Origin of the sequence: Sphingomonas panaciterrae (assembly GCF_036890205.1) — a bacterium.
Classification (GTDB): domain Bacteria; phylum Pseudomonadota; class Alphaproteobacteria; order Sphingomonadales; family Sphingomonadaceae; genus Sphingomonas; species Sphingomonas panaciterrae.
In genome coordinates this window covers 343,458-360,666 of sequence record NZ_JAKNQR010000001.1, presented here as the reverse complement: position 1 = coordinate 360,666, position 17,209 = coordinate 343,458, and the positions used below count along the sequence as shown (strand labels likewise).

The window sequence follows — 17,209 nt, the reverse complement described above, 5'->3', positions numbered from 1 at the left end:
GCCGCGGCGGAGAGAATGATGACGCACCCGTACAAACATGCCGCCGCCACGCCCGACAAAGCCGCCTATGTGATGGCGGGGACCGGCGAGACGGTCACTTTCGCCCAGCTCGATGCGCGCGCGAACCAGGGTGCGCATCTGATCCGATCGCTGGGCCTGAAGCGGGGCGACGCGATGGCGATGATGATGGACAATTCGCCGCGCTATTTCGAGGTCGCCTGGGCGGCCGAGCGCGCCGGCGTCTATCTCACCTGCATCTCGTCCAAGCTGATGGCCGGCGAGGCGGAATATATCGTCCGTGACGGCGACTGCCGCGTGTTCATCGCGTCCAAGGGGTGCGCCGCCTGTGCGGAGGCCGTGCTGCCGCTGATCGGCGATCTGGTCCATTACATGGTCGACGGTACGATCGAGGGTTATCAGAGCTGGGAAGAGGCCTGCGCCAGCCAGCCGACCACGCCGATCGCCGATCCGTCGCCGGGGCAGATCATGCTGTATTCCTCCGGCACGACCGGCAAGCCCAAGGGCGTGCGCTTCGCATTGCCCGAAGAGCCCTATGGCGAGAATGTCTCCCCGCTGATGATGATCGGGCAGGGGCTGTACGGCTTCAACCCGGACATGGTCTATCTGTCGCCCGCGCCGCTGTATCACGCCGCGCCGCTGCGCTGGTCGATGGCGGTGCAGCAGTTGGGCGGCACCGTGGTGGTGATGGAACGCTACGATCCCGAAAAGGCGCTGGAGGCGATCGAGACGTACAAGGTGACCCATGCGCAATGGGTGCCGACGCACTTCATCCGTATGCTGAAGCTGCCCGAGGACGTGCGGCGGAAGTACGACGTCTCCTCGTTGAAGGCGGTGTGGCATGCCGCCGCGCCGTGCCCGATCCCCGTCAAGGAGGCGATGATCGAGTGGTGGGGCCCGATCATCGGCGAATATTATGCCGGGACCGAGGGTAATGGTTTCCACAACATCCTGTCGCCCGAGTGGCTGACGCACAAGGGATCGGTCGGTCGCAATCTGACCACGATCACCCACATCTGCGACGAGGACGGCAACGAAGTGCCGCCGCGGACCGAGGGCACGATCTATTTCGAGGCGCCGGTGACGGACCTGAACCCGACCGGTGCCGCGCCGTTCAGCTATCACAACGATCCCGAGAAGACGAAGGACAGCACCAACGCCAAGGGCTGGACCACGCTGGGCGATGTGGGCTGGATGGACGAGGAGGGGTATCTCTACCTCACCGATCGCAAGAGCTTCATGATCATTTCGGGCGGGGTGAACATCTATCCGGCCGAGATCGAGAATTTGCTGATCACGCATCCCAAGGTCGCCGATGTGGCGGTGATCGGCGCGCCGCACGAGGAGATGGGCGAGCAGGTGGTCGCGGTGATCCAGCCCAAGGATCCGGGCGCGAATGAGGAAGCATTGGCGAGCGAGCTGGCGGAGTTCGCCCGCGCGAACCTCAGTCACGTCAAATGCCCGCGGCGGTGGGATTTCCGCGCCGAGTTGCCGCGGCATGACACGGGCAAGCTATACAAGCGGCTGCTACGCGACGAATATTGGGGCAAGACGAAGCCCGCCGAGACAGCGCCGGCCCCTTCGGAGCAGGCGGCATGAGCTTCAACTTCGGTGACCTGATCGAGGCGGTGGAAGCCGCAGTGCCGGGTGACCGGGTGGCGCTGGCCCATGGCGAGCAGGTGATCGACTGGGACGGGCTGCGGGTCCAGTCGAACAACCTGGCGCGCGCGCTGATCGACCGCGGGCTGAAGCCGGGCGACCGCTTCGCCTTCTACGCCTATAATTCGGCCGATTATCTGGTCGCGCTGATGGCGTGCTGGAAGGCGCGGGGGACTCACGTCAACGTCAACTACCGCTATGTCGCGGAGGAGCTGGCGTACATCCTCGCCGACAGCGACGCGACGGTGCTGGTCTATGATGCGCGGCTGCGCGATTGCGTGGCCGATGTGGTGGACCGCTCGCCGCATGTGCGCAGCTATGTCGAGATCGGCGGCGATCCCGGAAGTCTGCCGCCCTTCGCCGAGGCGTTCGAGGATCTGGTCGCCGGCGATGGCGCGCCGGTGCAAATCGCGCGCGATCCGCAGGACCGGTTCTTCATCTATACCGGCGGCACTACGGGGATGCCGAAGGGCGTGGTGTGGAGCCATGCCGACCTGAACGCGATCGCGCATGGCGCGGCGGCGGCGGCGGGGCTGCCGGTGCCGACCACGGTCGAGGAAGCGGCGGCGATGGCGGCGGCGAACCCCGATTATCCGCGCACCGTCTGCGGCCCGCCGCTGATGCACGGGACTGGGCTGCTGACGTCCTATGGCTCGCTGCTCGCGGGCGGGTTCGTCGCGACGTTGCCGAGCCGCAGCTTCCAGCCGGAGGAGGCGCTGGACGCGATGCATCGCTGGCAGGCGAACCGGCTGGTGGTGGTGGGCGATGCCTTTGCGCGGCCGATCCTGGAAGCGCTCGACGCCGAGCCCGGCCGGTGGGACGTGTCGGCGATGCGGCTGATCAACTCGTCGGGCGTGATGTGGACGCAGGGCGTGAAGGACGGGCTGATCCGGCACATGCCCGAGGCGACGTGCCAGGACAATTTCAGCTCCTCCGAGGCGATCGGCATGGGCGTGTCGCTGACCACCAAGGACGGGACGGTCGAGACGGCCAAGTTCGTGGTCGGCCCGCGGTGCCGCGTGCTCGACGATGACGACAAGGATGTGGTGCCGGGGTCGGGCGTCACCGGCAAGGTCGTGCTGGGGCCGCCCAATCCGGTGGAATATCACAAGGACCCGGAGAAGAGCGCGCGCACGTTCCGGCTGATCGACGGGGTGCGCTACACCGTGTCGGGCGATTATGCGCAGGTTGCGGAGGATGGCAGCGTCATCCTGCTGGGCCGTGGTTCCGCCTGCATCAATTCGGCCGGCGAGAAGATCTTCCCCGAGGAAGTCGAGGAGGCGCTGAAGCTGTGCCCGAAGGTGGACGACGCGCTGGTGTTCGGTGTGCCCGATCCGAAATGGGGGCAGGCGGTTGCGGCCGTCGTGCAGTCGACCGGCTTTGACGAGGATGCCGCGCGCGACGTGCTGCGCCAGCGGCTGGCGGGGTACAAGCTGCCCAAGACGATCATCGCCACCGACCAGTCGCTCCGCGCGCCCAATGGCAAGGCGGATTATGCCAAGGCAAAGGCGCTGGCGGGCGTTGCCTGACAGGGTTGGGCGGGGCGTTGCGCCTGTGCGCAGGGCCGCCCCGCCAGTCATTGCCATGTAACGGCGCGGGCGGCGCCAATCCTTTCATAATGCTGTCTGCTGCATTCAGCCGGTATTCGCCACGGCTCGCCTAATGGTTCGTCATAGGCAGGGCCGGCGAAGTGTGCCGGCGATGGAGTAATCAAAGATGGCCAGGAAGTTCATGGCGGCACTGATGGCGGCCGCGGCGCTGGTTCCGGGTATCGCGACCGCGCAGGATCGTGGCGGCGACCGCGGCGGTGATCGCGGGCGGCGTGCCGAGCGCCCGCAGTCGGGCGGCGGCTGGCAGGGTCGCCAGGGCGGGCAGCCTGGCGGCAGCTGGCAGCAGCGGCAGGGTGGCCAGCCCGGTGGCGGCGGGCGTCAGCGCGCGGAGCGGCCGACCCCGGCGCAACGTCCCGCACCGGCCCAGCGCCCCGCGCGGCCCGATGGCGGACGGGCGGACGCATGGCAACGTGCGCAGCAGCAGGCGCCGACTCGCAATTACCGGCAGATCCGTCCGCAGCAGGGCGCGCAGGCGCCGCGCCCGGAGCAGGTCCGTCCGGACCGCAATGCGGGACGTGACCGCGAGGCGTGGCAGCGCAACCGCCAGGCGGAGGCGCAGCGTAACTGGGCACGCAGCGGCGCGGACTGGAATGACCAGGCCCGCGATTCCGCCCGCCGTGCCCAGTGGAACGAGCAGCGCCGCTGGGATGGCCAGCGCGGCCGTGATGATCGCGACGGTTGGCAGCGCAACAGCTGGCGTGCGGGGAATTTCGACCGTGGCTATCGCAACGATCGAAATTGGGATCGCAACTGGGACCGCAATCGGGATCGGGGCGGGTGGAACCGCGACTGGCGGCGCGACAGCCGCTATGACTGGGCACGCTGGCGCAACAGCAACCGCAACGCCTTCCGCCTGCCGCGCTATTATGCGCCCTATGGCTGGAACCAGGGGTATCGCCCGTTCGGCATCGGTGCGGTCCTGACCGCCGGGCTGTTCGCGCAAAGTTACTGGATCAACGATCCCTGGGCCTATCGCCTGCCGGAGGCGTATGACGATTTCCGCTGGGTGCGCTATTACAATGATGCGCTGCTGGTGGACGTTTACACCGGCGAAGTGGTCGACGTGATCCAGAACATCTTCTGGTAAGAAAATGGGGCGGGTGGCCGAGCCATCCGCCCCGTTCTTTGGGTAATCGAGGACCGTTCAGGCGTCGATGCTGGTGCCGAGCGACGCGTTGACCAGGCCCCCGTCGACGACGAGCGTATCGCCTACCACATAATCGCTGGCGCGGCTGGCGAGGAAGATCGCGGCGCCGGCCATGTCATCGAAATTGCCGATCCGGCGCATCGGAATGCCCTTTGCGACCGTGTCGCCATGGTCGCGCGCGGCGCGGTTCATCTCGCTGGCGAAGGCGCCGGGGGCGAGGCTGGTGACGATGATGCCGTCCTTGATCAGCCGCGCCGCCATCCGCTTCGTCAGATAGATCAGCGCCGCCTTGGAGGCATGATAGCTGTAGGTATCCCACGGATTGAGGCGCAGGCCGTCGATCGAGGTGATGTTGATCACCTTTGACGGGGCATCATGGCTGGCCTTCACCTTCAGCAACTCATGCAGCGACTGGGTGAGGAAGAAGGGCGACTTGACGTTCAGGTCCATGACCTTGTCCCAGCCGGCCTCCGGGAACTCCTCGAACGGCACGCCCCAGGCTGCGCCCGCATTGTTCACCAGGATGTCGAGATGGTCCTCCCGCTCGGCCAGCGCCTTGGCCAGCGCGCGGCAGCCGTCGACCGTCGACACGTCCATCGGCAGCGGGATGCAGTTGGGGCCGAGCTCGGCCGCGGTTTCCTCGCACGCTGCCGCCTTGCGCGACGAGATATAGACCTTCGCGCCCTGTTCGATGAACGCCTTGGCAATGATCTTGCCGATGCCGCGGCTGCCGCCGGTGACCAGCGCGGTGCGCCCTTCCAGGCTGAAAAGATTGTTCAGGCTCATCGTGATCCCTCCTCGTTTGCGGTGGGGCTAGCGAGCGCGCCGAAAGACGGCAAGCGGCCTACCGCTTTTTCGAACAGGTTATGATTGACGAAGGGCAGCGCCATACTATGCTGCCGAAAACAGAAAGACAGGACGAGAGGATGCGCTTTTCGGGTAAGCGTGCCGTGGTGACAGGCGGCGCGTCCGGCATCGGACGTGCGACTGCGCTGCGGCTGGCGGAAGAAGGAGCCGAGGTCTGGATCGGCGACATCGACGAGGAAGGTGGCGAGGAGCTGGCGAGCACCTCCAACGGCAAGATCCATTTCCGACGATGCGACGTCACCGAGGAGGGTGACATCAAGGCGCTGATCGAGGCGCCGGGCGAGCTGGACGTCCTGTTCAACAATGCCGGCGCCGGCGGGGCGCCGGAAAAGATCGACGAAATGCCGGCCGATGGCTGGGACCGCACCCAATCATTGCTGCTGCGATCGGTGGCGCTGGGCATCCGATATGCCGCGCCGCTGATGGCGAAACGGGGCGGGGGCGCGATCGTCAACACATCAAGCGTATCGGCATTGGGCACCGGCTATGCGCCGATCGCTTATTCCACCGCCAAGGCCGGGGTGCTGCACCTGTCGAAGCTGGCGGCCGCGGACCTTGCCAAGGACAATATCCGCGTCAACGCGGTAATCCCCGGCTTCATCACCACCAACATCTTCACCCGCCACCTGAACGTGCCGGCCGACAAGCTGGAGCTGGCGAACCAGGCGATCGCGCAGGTGGCCGCGCACGCGCAGCCGGTGAGGCGGGCGGGGCGGCCGGAGGATATCGCCGCGGCGGTCGCGTTCCTGCTGAGCGACGAGGCCGGGTTCGTCACGGGCACACATCTGGTCGTCGACGGCGGCATCACCATCGGCACACGGCAAAGCTGGGATCCCGAACAGCCCGGGCTGTTCGCGGCGCTGGAGGCATTTCAATGAACGCCACAATCGCGAGTACCGCCAGCGTCGCGGTGCCCAGTCCGGCGCCGGCGCGTCGCCTGCGCCCGGGAACGATGGCCAGCTATGGCTTCGGCGCCGCGGCCTATGGCGTGAAGGATTCGGGCTTCGGCACGTTCCTCCTGCTGTTCTACAACCAGGTGATCGGGGTGCCGGCCGCGACGGTCGGCTTCGTCATCATGCTGGCGCTGATCATCGACGCCTTTGTCGATCCGACGATCGGGTTCCTGTCCGATCGCACGCGCACGCGCTGGGGACGGCGGCATCCGTGGCTATACGGATCGGCGCTGCCGATCATGCTGGGCTGGATCCTGCTGTGGAACCCGCCGCAATCGTCGCAGGCGGCGACGCTCGGCTGGCTGTTTGCGGTCGCCGTGCTCGTGCGTAGCGCCGTCAGCGCCTATGAAGTGCCGAGCCAGGCGATGGCCGCGGAGCTGAGCGCCGATTATGACGAACGGACGCGGATCATGGCCTATCGCTACCTGTTCGGCTGGGCCGGCGGGCTGGTGATGCTGATCGCGGCCTATTGGGTGTTCCTGTCGCCGACGCCGGAATATCCCAACGGCCTGCTCAATCCCGCGGGGTACAAGGGGTTTGCCGTCGCCGGCGCGATCTTCATGGGGATCGCCATCCTGACGTCGGCGATGGGCACCCACCGCGAGATCCCGAACCTTCCGTCGCCGGTGATCGAGAAGCAGACGCTGAAGCAGAATTTCGCCGACCTGTTCCAGACGCTGAACAACAAGGCGTTCGTGATCCTGATGATCGCCGGGCTGTTCGTGTTCACCAACCAGGGCATCACCTACGCGATCTCCAACTATCTCTACACCTATGTGTGGGGGTTCACGACGGTCAGCTTCCTGGGGCTGACGGTGCCGACCTTCGTGCCGCTGAGCATGGTGTTGTTCGGCGGCGTGCTGGTGGCGTTTGTCGTCGCGCCGCGGATCGGGGCGGTGACGAGCAAGCCCAAGGCGGCGTCGACCGCAGCGATCCTGGCGATCATCATCGGGACCACGCCTTATTGGCTGCGGCTGGCCGGCATGTTCCCGGGGCCGGAGAACCCGATGATGCTGCCGCTGCTGTTCGGCATGCTGGCGGCGGGGACGGCGGCGAGCGTGACGGCGCACATCCTGGGCGCATCGATGATGGCCGATGTGGTGGAGGATTCCGAGCAACGCACCGGGCGACGTTCCGAGGGCGTGTTCTTCGCGGGCAGCTTCTTCATCCAGAAGTGCACCAGCGGCGTCGGCATCTTTGCCACCGGGCTGATCCTGGCGGCGGCGAACTTCCCGGCGAAGGCGGTGCCGGGACAGGTGCCGGTCGCGGTGCTGGATCGCCTGACAATTATCTACATCATCTGCGCCACGGTGCTCGCGCTGATCGCGGCGTTCACCTACCGCGCCTTCCCCTTCGGGCGGGCCGAGCATACCGCACGGCTGGAGGCGCTCCGGATGCAGGCGCTGGACGCCGAGCGGATCGACCCAGTGCCGTAAGCACCTGCGCCAGCGATGAGGTGGAGGAGCCCTCGGGATCATCCCGGGGGCTCTTCTGTCTGCGGCGAATCCAATCGGAGTAAATGCAGGCGGAAACGGCGGTTTTTCAGCCTGCGGGAGCGTGAGAAGCGGCGGGCGGCTGCCGCCGGATGGTTAAAACACGGGTAGCTTTGCTGTTCGTCGGCGCCGCAACACCGTTCATCGGAATTGGTTCCCGCAACTATTGGTATTCGGCGGAACCCCCCGTAGCTGGACTGCAACGAACGTCGGTTTGGCCGGGGGGTCGCAGTGAATTTCAAGTCTTTGACGGCGCGTTTGGCGCTGGTGGTGTCGTGCGGCCTGATGACCGCGACCGCAGCCAATGCACAGTTCTGGCAGTGCGCACCTTATGCCCGTGAGATCTCTGGCATTCAGATCCACGGCAACGCCAATACCTGGTGGGGCCAGGCTGCCGGCCGTTACGAGCGCGGCAATACGCCCAAGGTCGGCGCGGTGCTTTCCTTCCAGTCGACCCGCCGCATGCGCGTCGGCCATGTCGCGATGGTCAGCCAGGTCGTCAGCGATCGCGAAGTGCGCCTGACCCACGCCAATTGGTCGCGCCGCGGCAAGATCGAGCGCGATGTGCGCGCGATCGACGTGTCCCCGGCCGGTGACTGGAGCATGGTCAAGGTGTGGTATGCGCCCAACGGCGGCCTTGGCACGTCCGACTATCCGACCAACGGCTTCATCTATGCCGATGGCGCCGCCGGTGCGCCGGTGATCCAGGCCGGCAAGGGCGAGGGTGCCGACGAGACGCGGCTGGCCAACCTGGCGATCGCGTCGGCCGCATCGGTGCCGGTCAGCGGCGGCGTTTCGGTTTCGGACTGATCCCGGGCGGGCGCCAGAGCGCCCGTTCCTGACCCCCAGCGCTGCGAATCAGGCGGCGCGAAACTGTAGCGCGGCCCCGTTCATGCAATAGCGCTTCCCCGTCGGCGGCGGGCCATCGTCGAAGACGTGACCCAGGTGGCCGCCGCAGCGCGCGCAATGCACCTCCGTCCGCGGGATGCCGAGCGAGAAATCCCGCCGCGTTCCCACCGCATGGCGCAGCGGCGCATAGAAGCTGGGCCAGCCGGTGCCGCTGTCGAATTTGGTGCGCGAGGAAAACAGCGGCTGGCCGCAACCCCCACAACGAAAGATCCCGGCGCGCTTCTCGTGATCCAGCGGGCTGGAGAAGGGACGTTCGGTCGCCTCCTGCCGCAGCACGCGATAGGCCGCGGGCGACAGGCGCTGGCGCCATTGTTCGTCGCTGAAGCGGACGGGGAAGCTTTCCGCGGCGGCGGGTGAGGCGCGGCAGGCGCCGAGTGCCGTTGCCGCGGCTCCCGCGCCCAGCACAGCCAGCATCTGCCGTCGATCGAGCGTCTGCCACATGGGTTGCGATATAGTGCGGGCAGGCGCGGCATCACAGGGGCTGGAAAGGGCGCGTCTAGCGTCAGGTGACGGGGCGAGGGCGCGGGGGTGCTGGCGTTGCTGGGATGCGGGCGAATGCCTGTATCGCTGCCACAATGCCGAAGGCGGGAGCTGCGCGCTGATCTGGGGGACCACAGCTACTCGTCCGCAACGCCCTGGCATGGTAGATGGCGGCCATGCTGGATCCGTTATCCCCGTCTGCCCTGATCGCCGACCTCGCCACCAAAGCGCGCGCGGCGCAGCGCATGCTGTCGCGCACCAGCACGGAGGAGCGGCGCGCCGGCGTGCATCAGGTCGGGCAGGCGCTGCGAGCGGCGTCCGAGGACATTCTGCACGCCAATCGACAGGACGTTGCGCGAGCGGAGGCGGCGGGGCTGTCGGGGGCGATGCTGGATCGTCTGCGGCTGGACCCGGCGCGAGTCGCGGCGATGGCGGATGCGGTCGAAGCGGTGGCCGGGCTGCCCGATCCTGTCGGCCAGATCATCGACACGGCAACGCGCCCCAACGGGCTGCGCCTGTCGCGCGTGCGCGTACCGATCGGGGTGATCGGCATCATCTACGAAAGCCGGCCCAACGTGACCGCCGATGCCGCCGCGCTGTGCGTGATGTCGGGCAATGCCGTGCTGCTGCGCGGGGGATCGGAGGCGCGTGACAGCAATGCCGCGATCCATCAGGCCTTCTGCGAGGGGCTGGCGGCGGGCGGTCTGCCGGCCGATGCGGTGCAGCGTGTCGCCACGACCGATCGCGCGGCGGTGGGCGCGATGCTGGCGGCGGACGGGTTGATCGACATGATCGTGCCGCGCGGCGGAAAAAGCCTGGTCGCACGCGTCCAGGCGGAGGCGCGGGTGCCGGTTCTGGCGCATCTCGACGGGATCAACCACCTGTTCATCCACCGATCCGCTGATCCGGTGATGGCAACCCGGATCGTGGTCGATGCGAAGATGCGGCGCACCGGCATCTGCGGGGCGACCGAGACGTTGCTGATCGACGCTGGCTACCCCGAGCCGGGTGCGCTGATCGCCGCGCTGGTGGCGGCGGGGTGCGAGGTGCGGGGCGACGAGCGGATCGCGTCGGTTGCCGATGTTGTCCCGGCGACCGAGGAGGATTGGGACACCGAATATCTCGACGCGATCTGTTCGGTCGCGATGGTCGATGGGCTGGAGGGGGCGCTGGCGCATATCGCCCGGCACAGTTCGCACCATACCGATGCGATCGTCGCGTCGGACGAGGCGGTGGCAGAGCAGTTCCTGGCCGAAGTCGACTCCGCGATCGTGCTGTGGAATGCGTCGACGCAGTTCGCCGACGGCGGCGAGTTCGGGCTGGGCGCCGAGATCGGCATCGCGACCGGCCGGCTTCATGCGCGCGGGCCGGTCGCGCTGGAGGGGCTGACGACCTACAAATGGGTCGGCGTGGGGACGGGGCAGGTGCGCGGCTGAACGTCAGCGCCCGCCGATCCAGCGGAAGAAGCGCGGCACCGGCGCGTTGCGGCTCATCCAGGCGCTATATTCCTGATAGGCGGGGTCGGCCGACAGGTGCCGCTCCTCCGTCCGGGCACGCCAGTAATAGACGCCGCTGACCGCCGCGAGGATCAGCGTGGCACGCGCCGCGTCGGCCAGCGAGCCGGTCGAGAGCAGCGGGATCGTCGAGACCCACCAGAAGAGGTTTTTGGTCAGATAGGCCGGGTGGCGTGACCAGGCGTAGGGACCATGCGTCAGGATGCCGCGGTGCGTCAGGTTGGAGAAGCGCAGGCCGAAGGCGACCGTCGCCCAGGCGTAGATGCCGGTGAGCAGCACCAGCAGCGCGCCGACGAGCGCGAGCAGGACGGGATATCCCTGAAGCCAATAGGTCCAGTCGGCGGTGCCCGGGTGATAATCGAGCGGGCCGCCGGCATCCATGAGGATGAAGGGGGGATAGCAGATCAGCGCCGCGGCCCAGCCGGCGGCATAGGGGTTCGCGCTGCGGATATGCGCGTCGAGCGGCCGCATGGTGAGGATGTAGCCCACCGTCGCGAATGCCACGTCGATCACGAACATGAAGGTGATGAGCCAATTGGCGAGGCGCACCGGATCCGCGAGGATGCCGAAGGTCGGCGTCTGGATGAACTCGGCAAAACCGGGCGGGACGATGGCGAGCATGAACGCCAGGAAAAAGGCCTTCACCCCCCAGGCGCGCAGGTGGCCGTAGATCACGTCCGGTTCCGGCCGGGCAGTGTTGGTGAGCCATGCGCCGAGCGCCCAGGCGCCATCGCGTGGCTCGACCAGATAGCGGTCGAGCCACAGGACATAGGGTATCGACAGCAGGAAGAGGGCGGGGGCGGCGGTGCCGAGGCACCACATGGCGAAGGCGAAATTGCCCTCCCAGTAGAACCGGCAGGTCGCGTAGATGAGCGCGATGGCCGCCCAGGTCGCCCACAGGCCGGCGAGTTTGACGAGGCTGACATCGATGGTGTCGCGCCACGGCCGCGCCGCTGCCCAGTCGATCCCGGTCGACGAGCGGCGATGGACCTTGTCGACGAAGATCGACCAGACGATCATCGGGATGCCGCAGGCGAGCAGGTTGACCAGCGCGGCATAAGGCCCGTCCATGCCGTAGGCGCGGGCAATCGCGATCCAGACGATCACCCCGGCGAGCCCGGCAAGCCCGACGCCATGCGACACGGCGGACGCCGGGCGGGGCTCGGCGCGGCCGGCAGCGGCAACGATGGAATCGGCGATCATGCCACCCCAATAGCGCAACAATGGTAAGCGGCGCATGAAGGAAGGCCCTCGCGCGATGGAGCGGGGGCGACTACATCGCGCACCATGTATCAGTTCGACATTGCAGCCGGCGACAAGGCCGAGCTTTACCGTGACATCCTGTCGGCGCTGGACGCGCTGACCGCCGACGAGCCGGACGCGATCGCCAACATGGCCAATGCCGCGGCGCTGCTGTGGCAATATCTGCCCGACCTGAACTGGTCCGGCTTCTACCGCATGGTGGACGACACGCTGGTGCTGGGGCCGTTCCAGGGCAAGCCGGCGTGCATTCGTATCGCGGTCGGCGCGGGGGTGTGCGGCGCCGCGGCGGCGACGCGCGAGACCCAGCTGGTGGCCGATGTTCACGCCTTCCCGGGCCATATCGCCTGTGATGCGGCAAGCGCGTCGGAACTGGTGGTCCCGATTATTCATGAGGGCCGACTGGTCGGCGTGCTTGACCTCGACAGCCCCATTCCCGGGCGGTTCGACGCGCAGGATGCGCGAGGGTGCGAGGCGATCGTGTCGTTACTGGCGCCGCGGATCGCCTGAGACGAACGATGGTCGCGCCACGGTACCTGTTCCGGATGCATCATTCCGGGACATTGGCCATTGTGGCTAGTCCTTATCCATTTTGATATCATTCTTCCTGACGAGCGTCGGCAGTTGCCTTGCCGGTTGAATGAGTTCTGGGAGAATGGACGATGCGCGCACTCTTGGCGACGGCGGCGATCCTGTCGATCGCGACGAGCGCGGCGGCTGGCAGTCCCGATCGCCCCGACCTGCGCGCCGCCGCCGCCGAGCGACCGAGCGGCCCGCGTGTGCCGCCGCCCCCGGGAAGCCGCCGCTCGGCCGAGGCGCGGCGTGACGCCGGCGCGTCGCAGGCCGCGGTCACGTCGCCGTCGCGCTGGGGCGAGCGGTCCGAGGGACGCTGGTGGGCCGGGCATCGCGCGCCGGGCGGCTGGGACGCCTATCGCCGGCCGCTGCGGGGCTGGGCCTTGCCGACCTATTGGCTGTCGCCCGATTGGCGGGTGAACGACTGGGCCACCTATGGCTTGCCGCGGCCGCCGGAGGGCTATGTCTGGTCGCGTTATTATGACGACGCGGTGATGATCGATGCGCGCGGATCGGTGCACGACACGATCGGCGGCGTCGATTGGGACCAGTTTGACGATGTGCTGGTCGATTATGCCGATGTCGGCGCGATGCCGGGATATGACCGATTGGCCTATGCCGCCCCGCCACCGCCACCGCCACCGGCCCGCCCGTCGTCGCAGGGTGCGCCCTATGACGCACCGCGCCGAGCGGCAGCACGCACACCCGAACCCGCCCCGGCGCAGCGGACGGTGACGAGCGTTGGCGCAGGGCAGGTCGCGGGCGCTGGTCAGCCTGCGGAACCCTATCGCGCGCCGGCGCCGCGCTACGGCGCGGACTATCCGGTTCCGGGAGCAGGCTATTCGGCGGCGACCGGTGGCTATCCTCCGGCCGTGGCAACGCGTGCGCCGGCCTCTTCGCCGGCAGCCGCTCCGCCCCCCGTGCAGCAGGTAACGGGTGCGGCCCCCGTCGTGGTGACGGCGGCACCGGGCACGCGGGTGCTCAGCACGACCACCACGACGCCGACGCCCGGCTATTATGCCAACGGCTATTATTATCCGGGGACGAGCATCACGACGATCACGGTGCAGGGGCAGCCGGTGACGACGACGACCACCACCACGTCGCCAAGCCAGGGGCGCCGCTGAGATTGACGCCCGCGCCACCGGGTCTCGCAGGGGCGACGCGGGTGGATCAGCTCAGCCGGTCGATTGCCTCGCGATCGAGATTGCCGGGGATGATCATCAGCGGTACCGGCAGCGTGCCCGCCTGACCTGCGAAGTGGGTGACGAGCGGTCCGGGCGGCCCGTCGGCGGCCGCGCCAAGCACCAGCGCGGCGACTTCGCGATTGGCGGCCAGCATCTCCCGGATGATCTTGGGACCATCGCCCTGCCGCACGGTGATGGAGGGGCGAAGGCCAGATTCTTCCAGCAAGGTACCGGCGGCCTTGGCCACCAGCCCCTCCGCATGGCGGCGCGCCTCATCCTCGATCGTGGCCTGCACGCCGCCAAAGGCGATGAACTCCTGCTGTTCGACCAAGGCGAGGATTTCCACGCCGCCGCCGGTCTTCACGGCGCGCCGGGCGGAGAAGCGAAGCGCGATCTCTGCCTCCGGGGTTTCATCAATCACGGTCAGATAGATGCGCATTATATTGTCTTCGCCCCTGTAAGGCGTCACTTATCCGCCTGCGGGGTTGACCGCGCAAGGCCTCGGCGCAAGAGACGGGCGCCCCGCCAGGAACCGCTGAGGACCTTCATGTCGATCGAGATCAAAATGCCCGCGCTCTCCCCCACGATGGAGGAAGGCACGCTGGCGAAATGGCTGGTGAAGGAGGGCGACTCCGTCAAGGCGGGCGACCTCATGGCCGAAATCGAGACCGACAAGGCGACGATGGAGTTCGAGGCCGTCGACGAGGGCGTCGTCGGCAAGCTGGTGGTTCCCGAGGGTACCGATGGCGTGAAGGTCGGCACGGTCATCATGCTGCTCGACGGTGAGGGTGAGGAAAGCGCGCCGGCGAAGAAGGACGCTGCCGCCGAGACCGCCGCCCCGGCGCCGAAGAAGGAGCAGGTCGACGCACCGGTCGATCGCGAAACCGGTGAGAAGGTGTCCGCAGAAAACCCTGAGAACAAGCAGCCGGCCGCTGAGGCCCAGGCTCCGGCCCAGGCATCAGCACAGCCGCAAGCCGCTGCCGCGCCGCGCCGCGATGGCGAGCGCGTGAAGGCCAGCCCACTGGCGCGCCGCATCGCCGCCGAGAAGGGCGTGGACCTGGCGACGTTGGCGGGATCGGGGCCGAACGGCCGGATCGTAAAGGCCGATGTGGAAGGCGCGCAGCCGGCGGCCGCGGCTGCGCCTTCGCAGGCTGCTAGCGCGCCAACCGCCGCGCCGGCCGCTGCACCTGCCCCGGCCCAGATCCCCGACATCCCGCATGAGACGACCAAGCTCAGCAACATGCGCAAGACGATTGCGCGCCGCCTGACCGAGTCGAAGCAGCAGGTGCCGCACATCTACCTCACCGTGGACGTGCGCCTCGACAAGCTGCTGAAGCTGCGGGCCGAGCTGAACGAGAGCCTGGGCGCGCGCGGCGTGAAGCTGTCCGTCAACGACCTGATGATCAAGGCGCTGGCCGCGGCGCTGGTGCAGGTGCCCAAGTGCAACGTGATGTACACGCCGAACGAGTTGGTCACGTTCAAGCGCGCCGACATCTCGGTCGCGGTGTCGACGCCGGAAGGGCTGATCACGCCGGTGATCACCGAGGCCGATACCGCGTCGCTGTCGTCGATTTCGACGCGGATGAAGGATCTGGCCGCGCGTGCGCGCGACAAGAAGCTGAAGCCGGAGGAATTCACCGGCGGCACTGCGTCGCTGAGCAACATGGGCATGTACGGGATCAAGCAGTTCGAGGCGGTGATTAATCCGCCGCAGGGCATGATCCTGGCGGTCGGCGCGGGCGAGAAGCGCCCGTACGTGATCGACGATGCGCTGGGCATCGCGACCGTGATGAGCGCGACCGGCAGCTTCGACCATCGTGCGATCGATGGTTCGGATGGTGCCGAACTGATGCAGGCGTTCAAGGCGCTGTGCGAAAACCCGCTGGGCATGCTGGCCTGAGATGAACCGCGCGGCGGCCGTCGAGCTGATCTATCTGGCGATCGCGCTGGTGGCGACGCAGGCGGTCTTTCGCGCGGCGATCTGGTCCTATCCGCAGGGCACCGACTCGCTGGAGCCGGTGAGCTGGGCGGTGATGCTGGCATTGCTGGCGATGAGCGTGCCGGCGGTGATGAAGGCCGCGCGCAAACCAAGGAACTGAAAAGTGGCAGACACTTATGATCTCGTCGTCCTCGGCTCGGGGCCGGGCGGCTATGTCGCTGCGATCCGCGCCGCGCAGCTTGGGCTGAAGGTCGCGATCGTCGAGCGTGAACTGCTGGGTGGAATCTGCCTCAACTGGGGCTGCATCCCGACCAAGGCGCTGCTGCGGTCGGCCGAGGTGTTTCACCTGATGGGCCATGCCAAGGATTATGGCCTGAAGGCGGAGGGCATCGTCGCTGACCTGGACGCGGTGGTGAAGCGGTCGCGCGGCGTTGCCAAGCAGCTCAACCAGGGCGTCACGCACCTGATGAAGAAGAACAAGATCGCGGTCCACATGGGCACCGGCAAGCTGACGGGGAAGAACAAGCTGACCGTCACGGCCGAGGACGGCAAGGCGACCGAGATCGGGTATAAGAACATCATCGTCGCCACCGGCGCGCGGGCGCGCGACCTGCCGTTCGCCAAGGCCGATGGCAAGCGGATCTGGACCTATCGCCACGCGATGACGCCGAGCGAGATGCCGAGCAAGCTGCTGGTCATCGGATCGGGCGCGATCGGGATCGAGTTCGCCAGTTTCTACAACGACATGGGCGCGGACGTGACGGTCGTCGAGATGCTCGACCGGCTGGTGCCGGTGGAGGATGCGGACATTTCCGCGCATCTGGAAAAGTCGCTGAAGAAGCAGGGCATGACGATCATGACCTCCGCCGGGGTCAGCGCGCTGGACGTCAGCGACAAGGGCGTGACCGCCAAGCTGAAGGACGCATCGGGCAAGGAAGTGACCGCCGAATTCAGCCATGTGATCGTGGCGGTCGGGATCGTGCCGAACACCGCAGACATCGGCCTGAAGGAAATGGGCGTCGAGATGGACGAGCGCGGCTTCCTGAAGACCGATGCGATGTGCCGCACCAACGTTTCGGGCGTCTGGGCGATCGGCGACATCACCGCGCCGCCGTGGCTGGCGCACAAGGCGAGCCATGAGGGCGTGATCGCGGCCGAGGCGATTGCTGGCGGGCACCCGCATGCGATGGACCCGCGCAACATCCCGGGCTGCACCTATTGCCGGCCGCAGATCGCCAGCGTCGGGCTGACCGAGGCGAAGGCGAAGGATGCCGGCTATGAGGTGAAGGTCGGCAACTTCCCCTTCATCGGCAACGGCAAGGCGATCGCGCTGGGCGAGCCGGAAGGCTTCGTGAAGACGGTGTTCGATGCCAAGACCGGCGAACTGCTGGGCGCGCACATGATTGGCGCCGAAGTGACCGAGATGATCCAGGGCTACACGATTGGCAAGACGATGGAGACGACCGAGGCGGAACTGATGGAGACGGTGTTCCCGCACCCGACGATCAGCGAGGCGATGCATGAATCGGTGCTGAGCGCCTACGGCCGCGCGCTGCACATCTGATCGCCATCCCGGAATCGAAAAGGGGCGGTGGAGGAC

General features: G+C 67.3%; 16 protein-coding genes. 12 read left to right on the top strand and 4 right to left on the bottom strand.

Annotated features, from left to right (window positions below):
• Positions 1 to 18: 18 nt before the first annotated feature.
• The 3 genes from L8F96_RS01730 (at position 19) to L8F96_RS01720 (ending at position 4,374) form a co-directional block, all read left to right on the top strand.
• On the top strand, positions 19 to 1,617 hold the full coding sequence (locus tag L8F96_RS01730) for an acyl-CoA synthetase (protein ID WP_046407570.1): 1,599 nt from the start codon (positions 19 to 21) through the stop codon (positions 1,615 to 1,617).
• On the top strand, positions 1,614 to 3,206 hold the full coding sequence (locus tag L8F96_RS01725; protein WP_334654758.1) for an AMP-binding protein: 1,593 nt from the start codon (positions 1,614 to 1,616) through the stop codon (positions 3,204 to 3,206). The genes L8F96_RS01730 and L8F96_RS01725 overlap by 4 nt, the downstream gene beginning before the upstream one ends.
• Before the next feature lie 187 nt (positions 3,207 to 3,393).
• Positions 3,394 to 4,374: an RcnB family protein gene (locus tag L8F96_RS01720; RefSeq protein WP_334654757.1), complete on the top strand. Its 981-nt coding sequence runs from the start codon at positions 3,394 to 3,396 to the stop codon at positions 4,372 to 4,374.
• Between the two features lie 57 nt (positions 4,375 to 4,431).
• Here L8F96_RS01720 and L8F96_RS01715 read toward each other — a convergent pair whose 3' ends face one another.
• Positions 4,432 to 5,220: an SDR family oxidoreductase gene (locus L8F96_RS01715; protein ID WP_301090430.1), complete on the bottom strand. Its 789-nt coding sequence runs from the start codon at positions 5,218 to 5,220 to the stop codon at positions 4,432 to 4,434.
• A gap of 140 nt (positions 5,221 to 5,360) precedes the next feature.
• Here L8F96_RS01715 and L8F96_RS01710 point away from each other — a divergent pair, with 140 nt between their 5' ends.
• From L8F96_RS01710 to L8F96_RS01700, 3 genes are all read left to right on the top strand, one after another.
• Complete coding sequence (locus L8F96_RS01710) at positions 5,361 to 6,179, top strand: SDR family NAD(P)-dependent oxidoreductase (protein ID WP_334654755.1); 819 nt, start codon at positions 5,361 to 5,363, stop codon at positions 6,177 to 6,179.
• A complete protein-coding gene (locus L8F96_RS01705; protein ID WP_231621847.1) occupies positions 6,176 to 7,690 on the top strand; it encodes an MFS transporter in 1,515 nt (504 codons plus the stop codon). The genes L8F96_RS01710 and L8F96_RS01705 overlap by 4 nt, the downstream gene beginning before the upstream one ends.
• 342 nt (positions 7,691 to 8,032) lie before the next feature.
• A complete protein-coding gene (locus L8F96_RS01700; RefSeq protein ID WP_211095248.1) occupies positions 8,033 to 8,557 on the top strand; it encodes a CHAP domain-containing protein in 525 nt (174 codons plus the stop codon).
• A gap of 48 nt (positions 8,558 to 8,605) precedes the next feature.
• On the opposite strand, the gene msrB is transcribed toward L8F96_RS01700, so the two are convergent.
• The gene (msrB, locus tag L8F96_RS01695) at positions 8,606 to 9,097 is read right to left on the bottom strand and encodes a peptide-methionine (R)-S-oxide reductase MsrB (protein WP_334654754.1); all 492 of its coding nucleotides are present in this window, start codon (positions 9,095 to 9,097) and stop codon (positions 8,606 to 8,608) included.
• A gap of 215 nt (positions 9,098 to 9,312) precedes the next feature.
• On the opposite strand from msrB, the gene L8F96_RS01690 reads away from it, so the two are divergent.
• The gene (locus tag L8F96_RS01690) at positions 9,313 to 10,572 is read left to right on the top strand and encodes a glutamate-5-semialdehyde dehydrogenase (protein WP_136452044.1); all 1,260 of its coding nucleotides are present in this window, start codon (positions 9,313 to 9,315) and stop codon (positions 10,570 to 10,572) included.
• A 3-nt stretch (positions 10,573 to 10,575) separates the two neighbouring features.
• On the opposite strand, the gene L8F96_RS01685 is transcribed toward L8F96_RS01690, so the two are convergent.
• The gene (locus L8F96_RS01685) at positions 10,576 to 11,853 is read right to left on the bottom strand and encodes a methyltransferase family protein (RefSeq protein ID WP_334654751.1); all 1,278 of its coding nucleotides are present in this window, start codon (positions 11,851 to 11,853) and stop codon (positions 10,576 to 10,578) included.
• 84 nt (positions 11,854 to 11,937) lie between these two features.
• Here L8F96_RS01685 and L8F96_RS01680 point away from each other — a divergent pair, with 84 nt between their 5' ends.
• Positions 11,938 to 12,420 carry a GAF domain-containing protein gene (locus L8F96_RS01680; protein ID WP_136452042.1) on the top strand — a complete coding sequence of 161 codons (483 nt, stop codon included), beginning with the start codon at positions 11,938 to 11,940 and terminating at the stop codon, positions 12,418 to 12,420.
• A 152-nt stretch (positions 12,421 to 12,572) separates the two neighbouring features.
• Positions 12,573 to 13,610 carry an RcnB family protein gene (locus tag L8F96_RS01675; protein ID WP_334654750.1) on the top strand — a complete coding sequence of 346 codons (1,038 nt, stop codon included), beginning with the start codon at positions 12,573 to 12,575 and terminating at the stop codon, positions 13,608 to 13,610.
• A gap of 46 nt (positions 13,611 to 13,656) precedes the next feature.
• Here the strand turns inward: L8F96_RS01675 and L8F96_RS01670 are convergent, their stop codons facing one another.
• Positions 13,657 to 14,109: a universal stress protein gene (locus tag L8F96_RS01670; RefSeq protein WP_046407584.1), complete on the bottom strand. Its 453-nt coding sequence runs from the start codon at positions 14,107 to 14,109 to the stop codon at positions 13,657 to 13,659.
• A gap of 108 nt (positions 14,110 to 14,217) precedes the next feature.
• Between L8F96_RS01670 and L8F96_RS01665 the strand changes: the two genes are divergently transcribed.
• Genes L8F96_RS01665 through lpdA form a run of 3 tightly spaced genes read left to right on the top strand, consistent with a single transcriptional unit; the run spans position 14,218 to position 17,173 of the window.
• Positions 14,218 to 15,570: a pyruvate dehydrogenase complex dihydrolipoamide acetyltransferase gene (locus L8F96_RS01665; protein WP_145118687.1), complete on the top strand. Its 1,353-nt coding sequence runs from the start codon at positions 14,218 to 14,220 to the stop codon at positions 15,568 to 15,570.
• A gap of 1 nt (position 15,571) precedes the next feature.
• Positions 15,572 to 15,769 (top strand): hypothetical protein, encoded by a 198-nt coding sequence (locus L8F96_RS01660; RefSeq protein ID WP_136452039.1) that lies wholly within the window; start codon positions 15,572 to 15,574, stop codon positions 15,767 to 15,769.
• Positions 15,770 to 15,772: 3 nt separating this feature from the next.
• Complete coding sequence (gene lpdA, locus L8F96_RS01655; protein ID WP_334654748.1) at positions 15,773 to 17,173, top strand: dihydrolipoyl dehydrogenase; 1,401 nt, start codon at positions 15,773 to 15,775, stop codon at positions 17,171 to 17,173.
• Positions 17,174 to 17,209 lie beyond the last annotated feature (36 nt).

Excerpts from the sequence above, each read along its gene's own strand:
- L8F96_RS01715 (WP_301090430.1), bottom strand. The coding sequence starts at position 5,220 with ATGAGCCTGAACAATCTTTTCAGCCTGGAAGGGCGCACCGCGCTGGTC.
- L8F96_RS01690 (WP_136452044.1), top strand. The coding sequence starts at position 9,313 with ATGCTGGATCCGTTATCCCCGTCTGCCCTGATCGCCGACCTCGCCACC.
- L8F96_RS01725 (WP_334654758.1), top strand. The coding sequence starts at position 1,614 with ATGAGCTTCAACTTCGGTGACCTGATCGAGGCGGTGGAAGCCGCAGTG.
- L8F96_RS01685 (WP_334654751.1), bottom strand. The coding sequence starts at position 11,853 with ATGATCGCCGATTCCATCGTTGCCGCTGCCGGCCGCGCCGAGCCCCGC.
- L8F96_RS01730 (WP_046407570.1), top strand. The coding sequence starts at position 19 with ATGACGCACCCGTACAAACATGCCGCCGCCACGCCCGACAAAGCCGCC.
- L8F96_RS01710 (WP_334654755.1), top strand. The coding sequence starts at position 5,361 with ATGCGCTTTTCGGGTAAGCGTGCCGTGGTGACAGGCGGCGCGTCCGGC.
- L8F96_RS01720 (WP_334654757.1), top strand. The coding sequence starts at position 3,394 with ATGGCCAGGAAGTTCATGGCGGCACTGATGGCGGCCGCGGCGCTGGTT.
- L8F96_RS01670 (WP_046407584.1), bottom strand. The coding sequence starts at position 14,109 with ATGCGCATCTATCTGACCGTGATTGATGAAACCCCGGAGGCAGAGATC.
- L8F96_RS01705 (WP_231621847.1), top strand. The coding sequence starts at position 6,176 with ATGAACGCCACAATCGCGAGTACCGCCAGCGTCGCGGTGCCCAGTCCG.
- msrB (WP_334654754.1), bottom strand. The coding sequence starts at position 9,097 with ATGTGGCAGACGCTCGATCGACGGCAGATGCTGGCTGTGCTGGGCGCG.
- L8F96_RS01680 (WP_136452042.1), top strand. The coding sequence starts at position 11,938 with ATGTATCAGTTCGACATTGCAGCCGGCGACAAGGCCGAGCTTTACCGT.
- L8F96_RS01665 (WP_145118687.1), top strand. The coding sequence starts at position 14,218 with ATGTCGATCGAGATCAAAATGCCCGCGCTCTCCCCCACGATGGAGGAA.
- L8F96_RS01660 (WP_136452039.1), top strand. The coding sequence starts at position 15,572 with ATGAACCGCGCGGCGGCCGTCGAGCTGATCTATCTGGCGATCGCGCTG.
- L8F96_RS01700 (WP_211095248.1), top strand. The coding sequence starts at position 8,033 with ATGACCGCGACCGCAGCCAATGCACAGTTCTGGCAGTGCGCACCTTAT.
- L8F96_RS01675 (WP_334654750.1), top strand. The coding sequence starts at position 12,573 with ATGCGCGCACTCTTGGCGACGGCGGCGATCCTGTCGATCGCGACGAGC.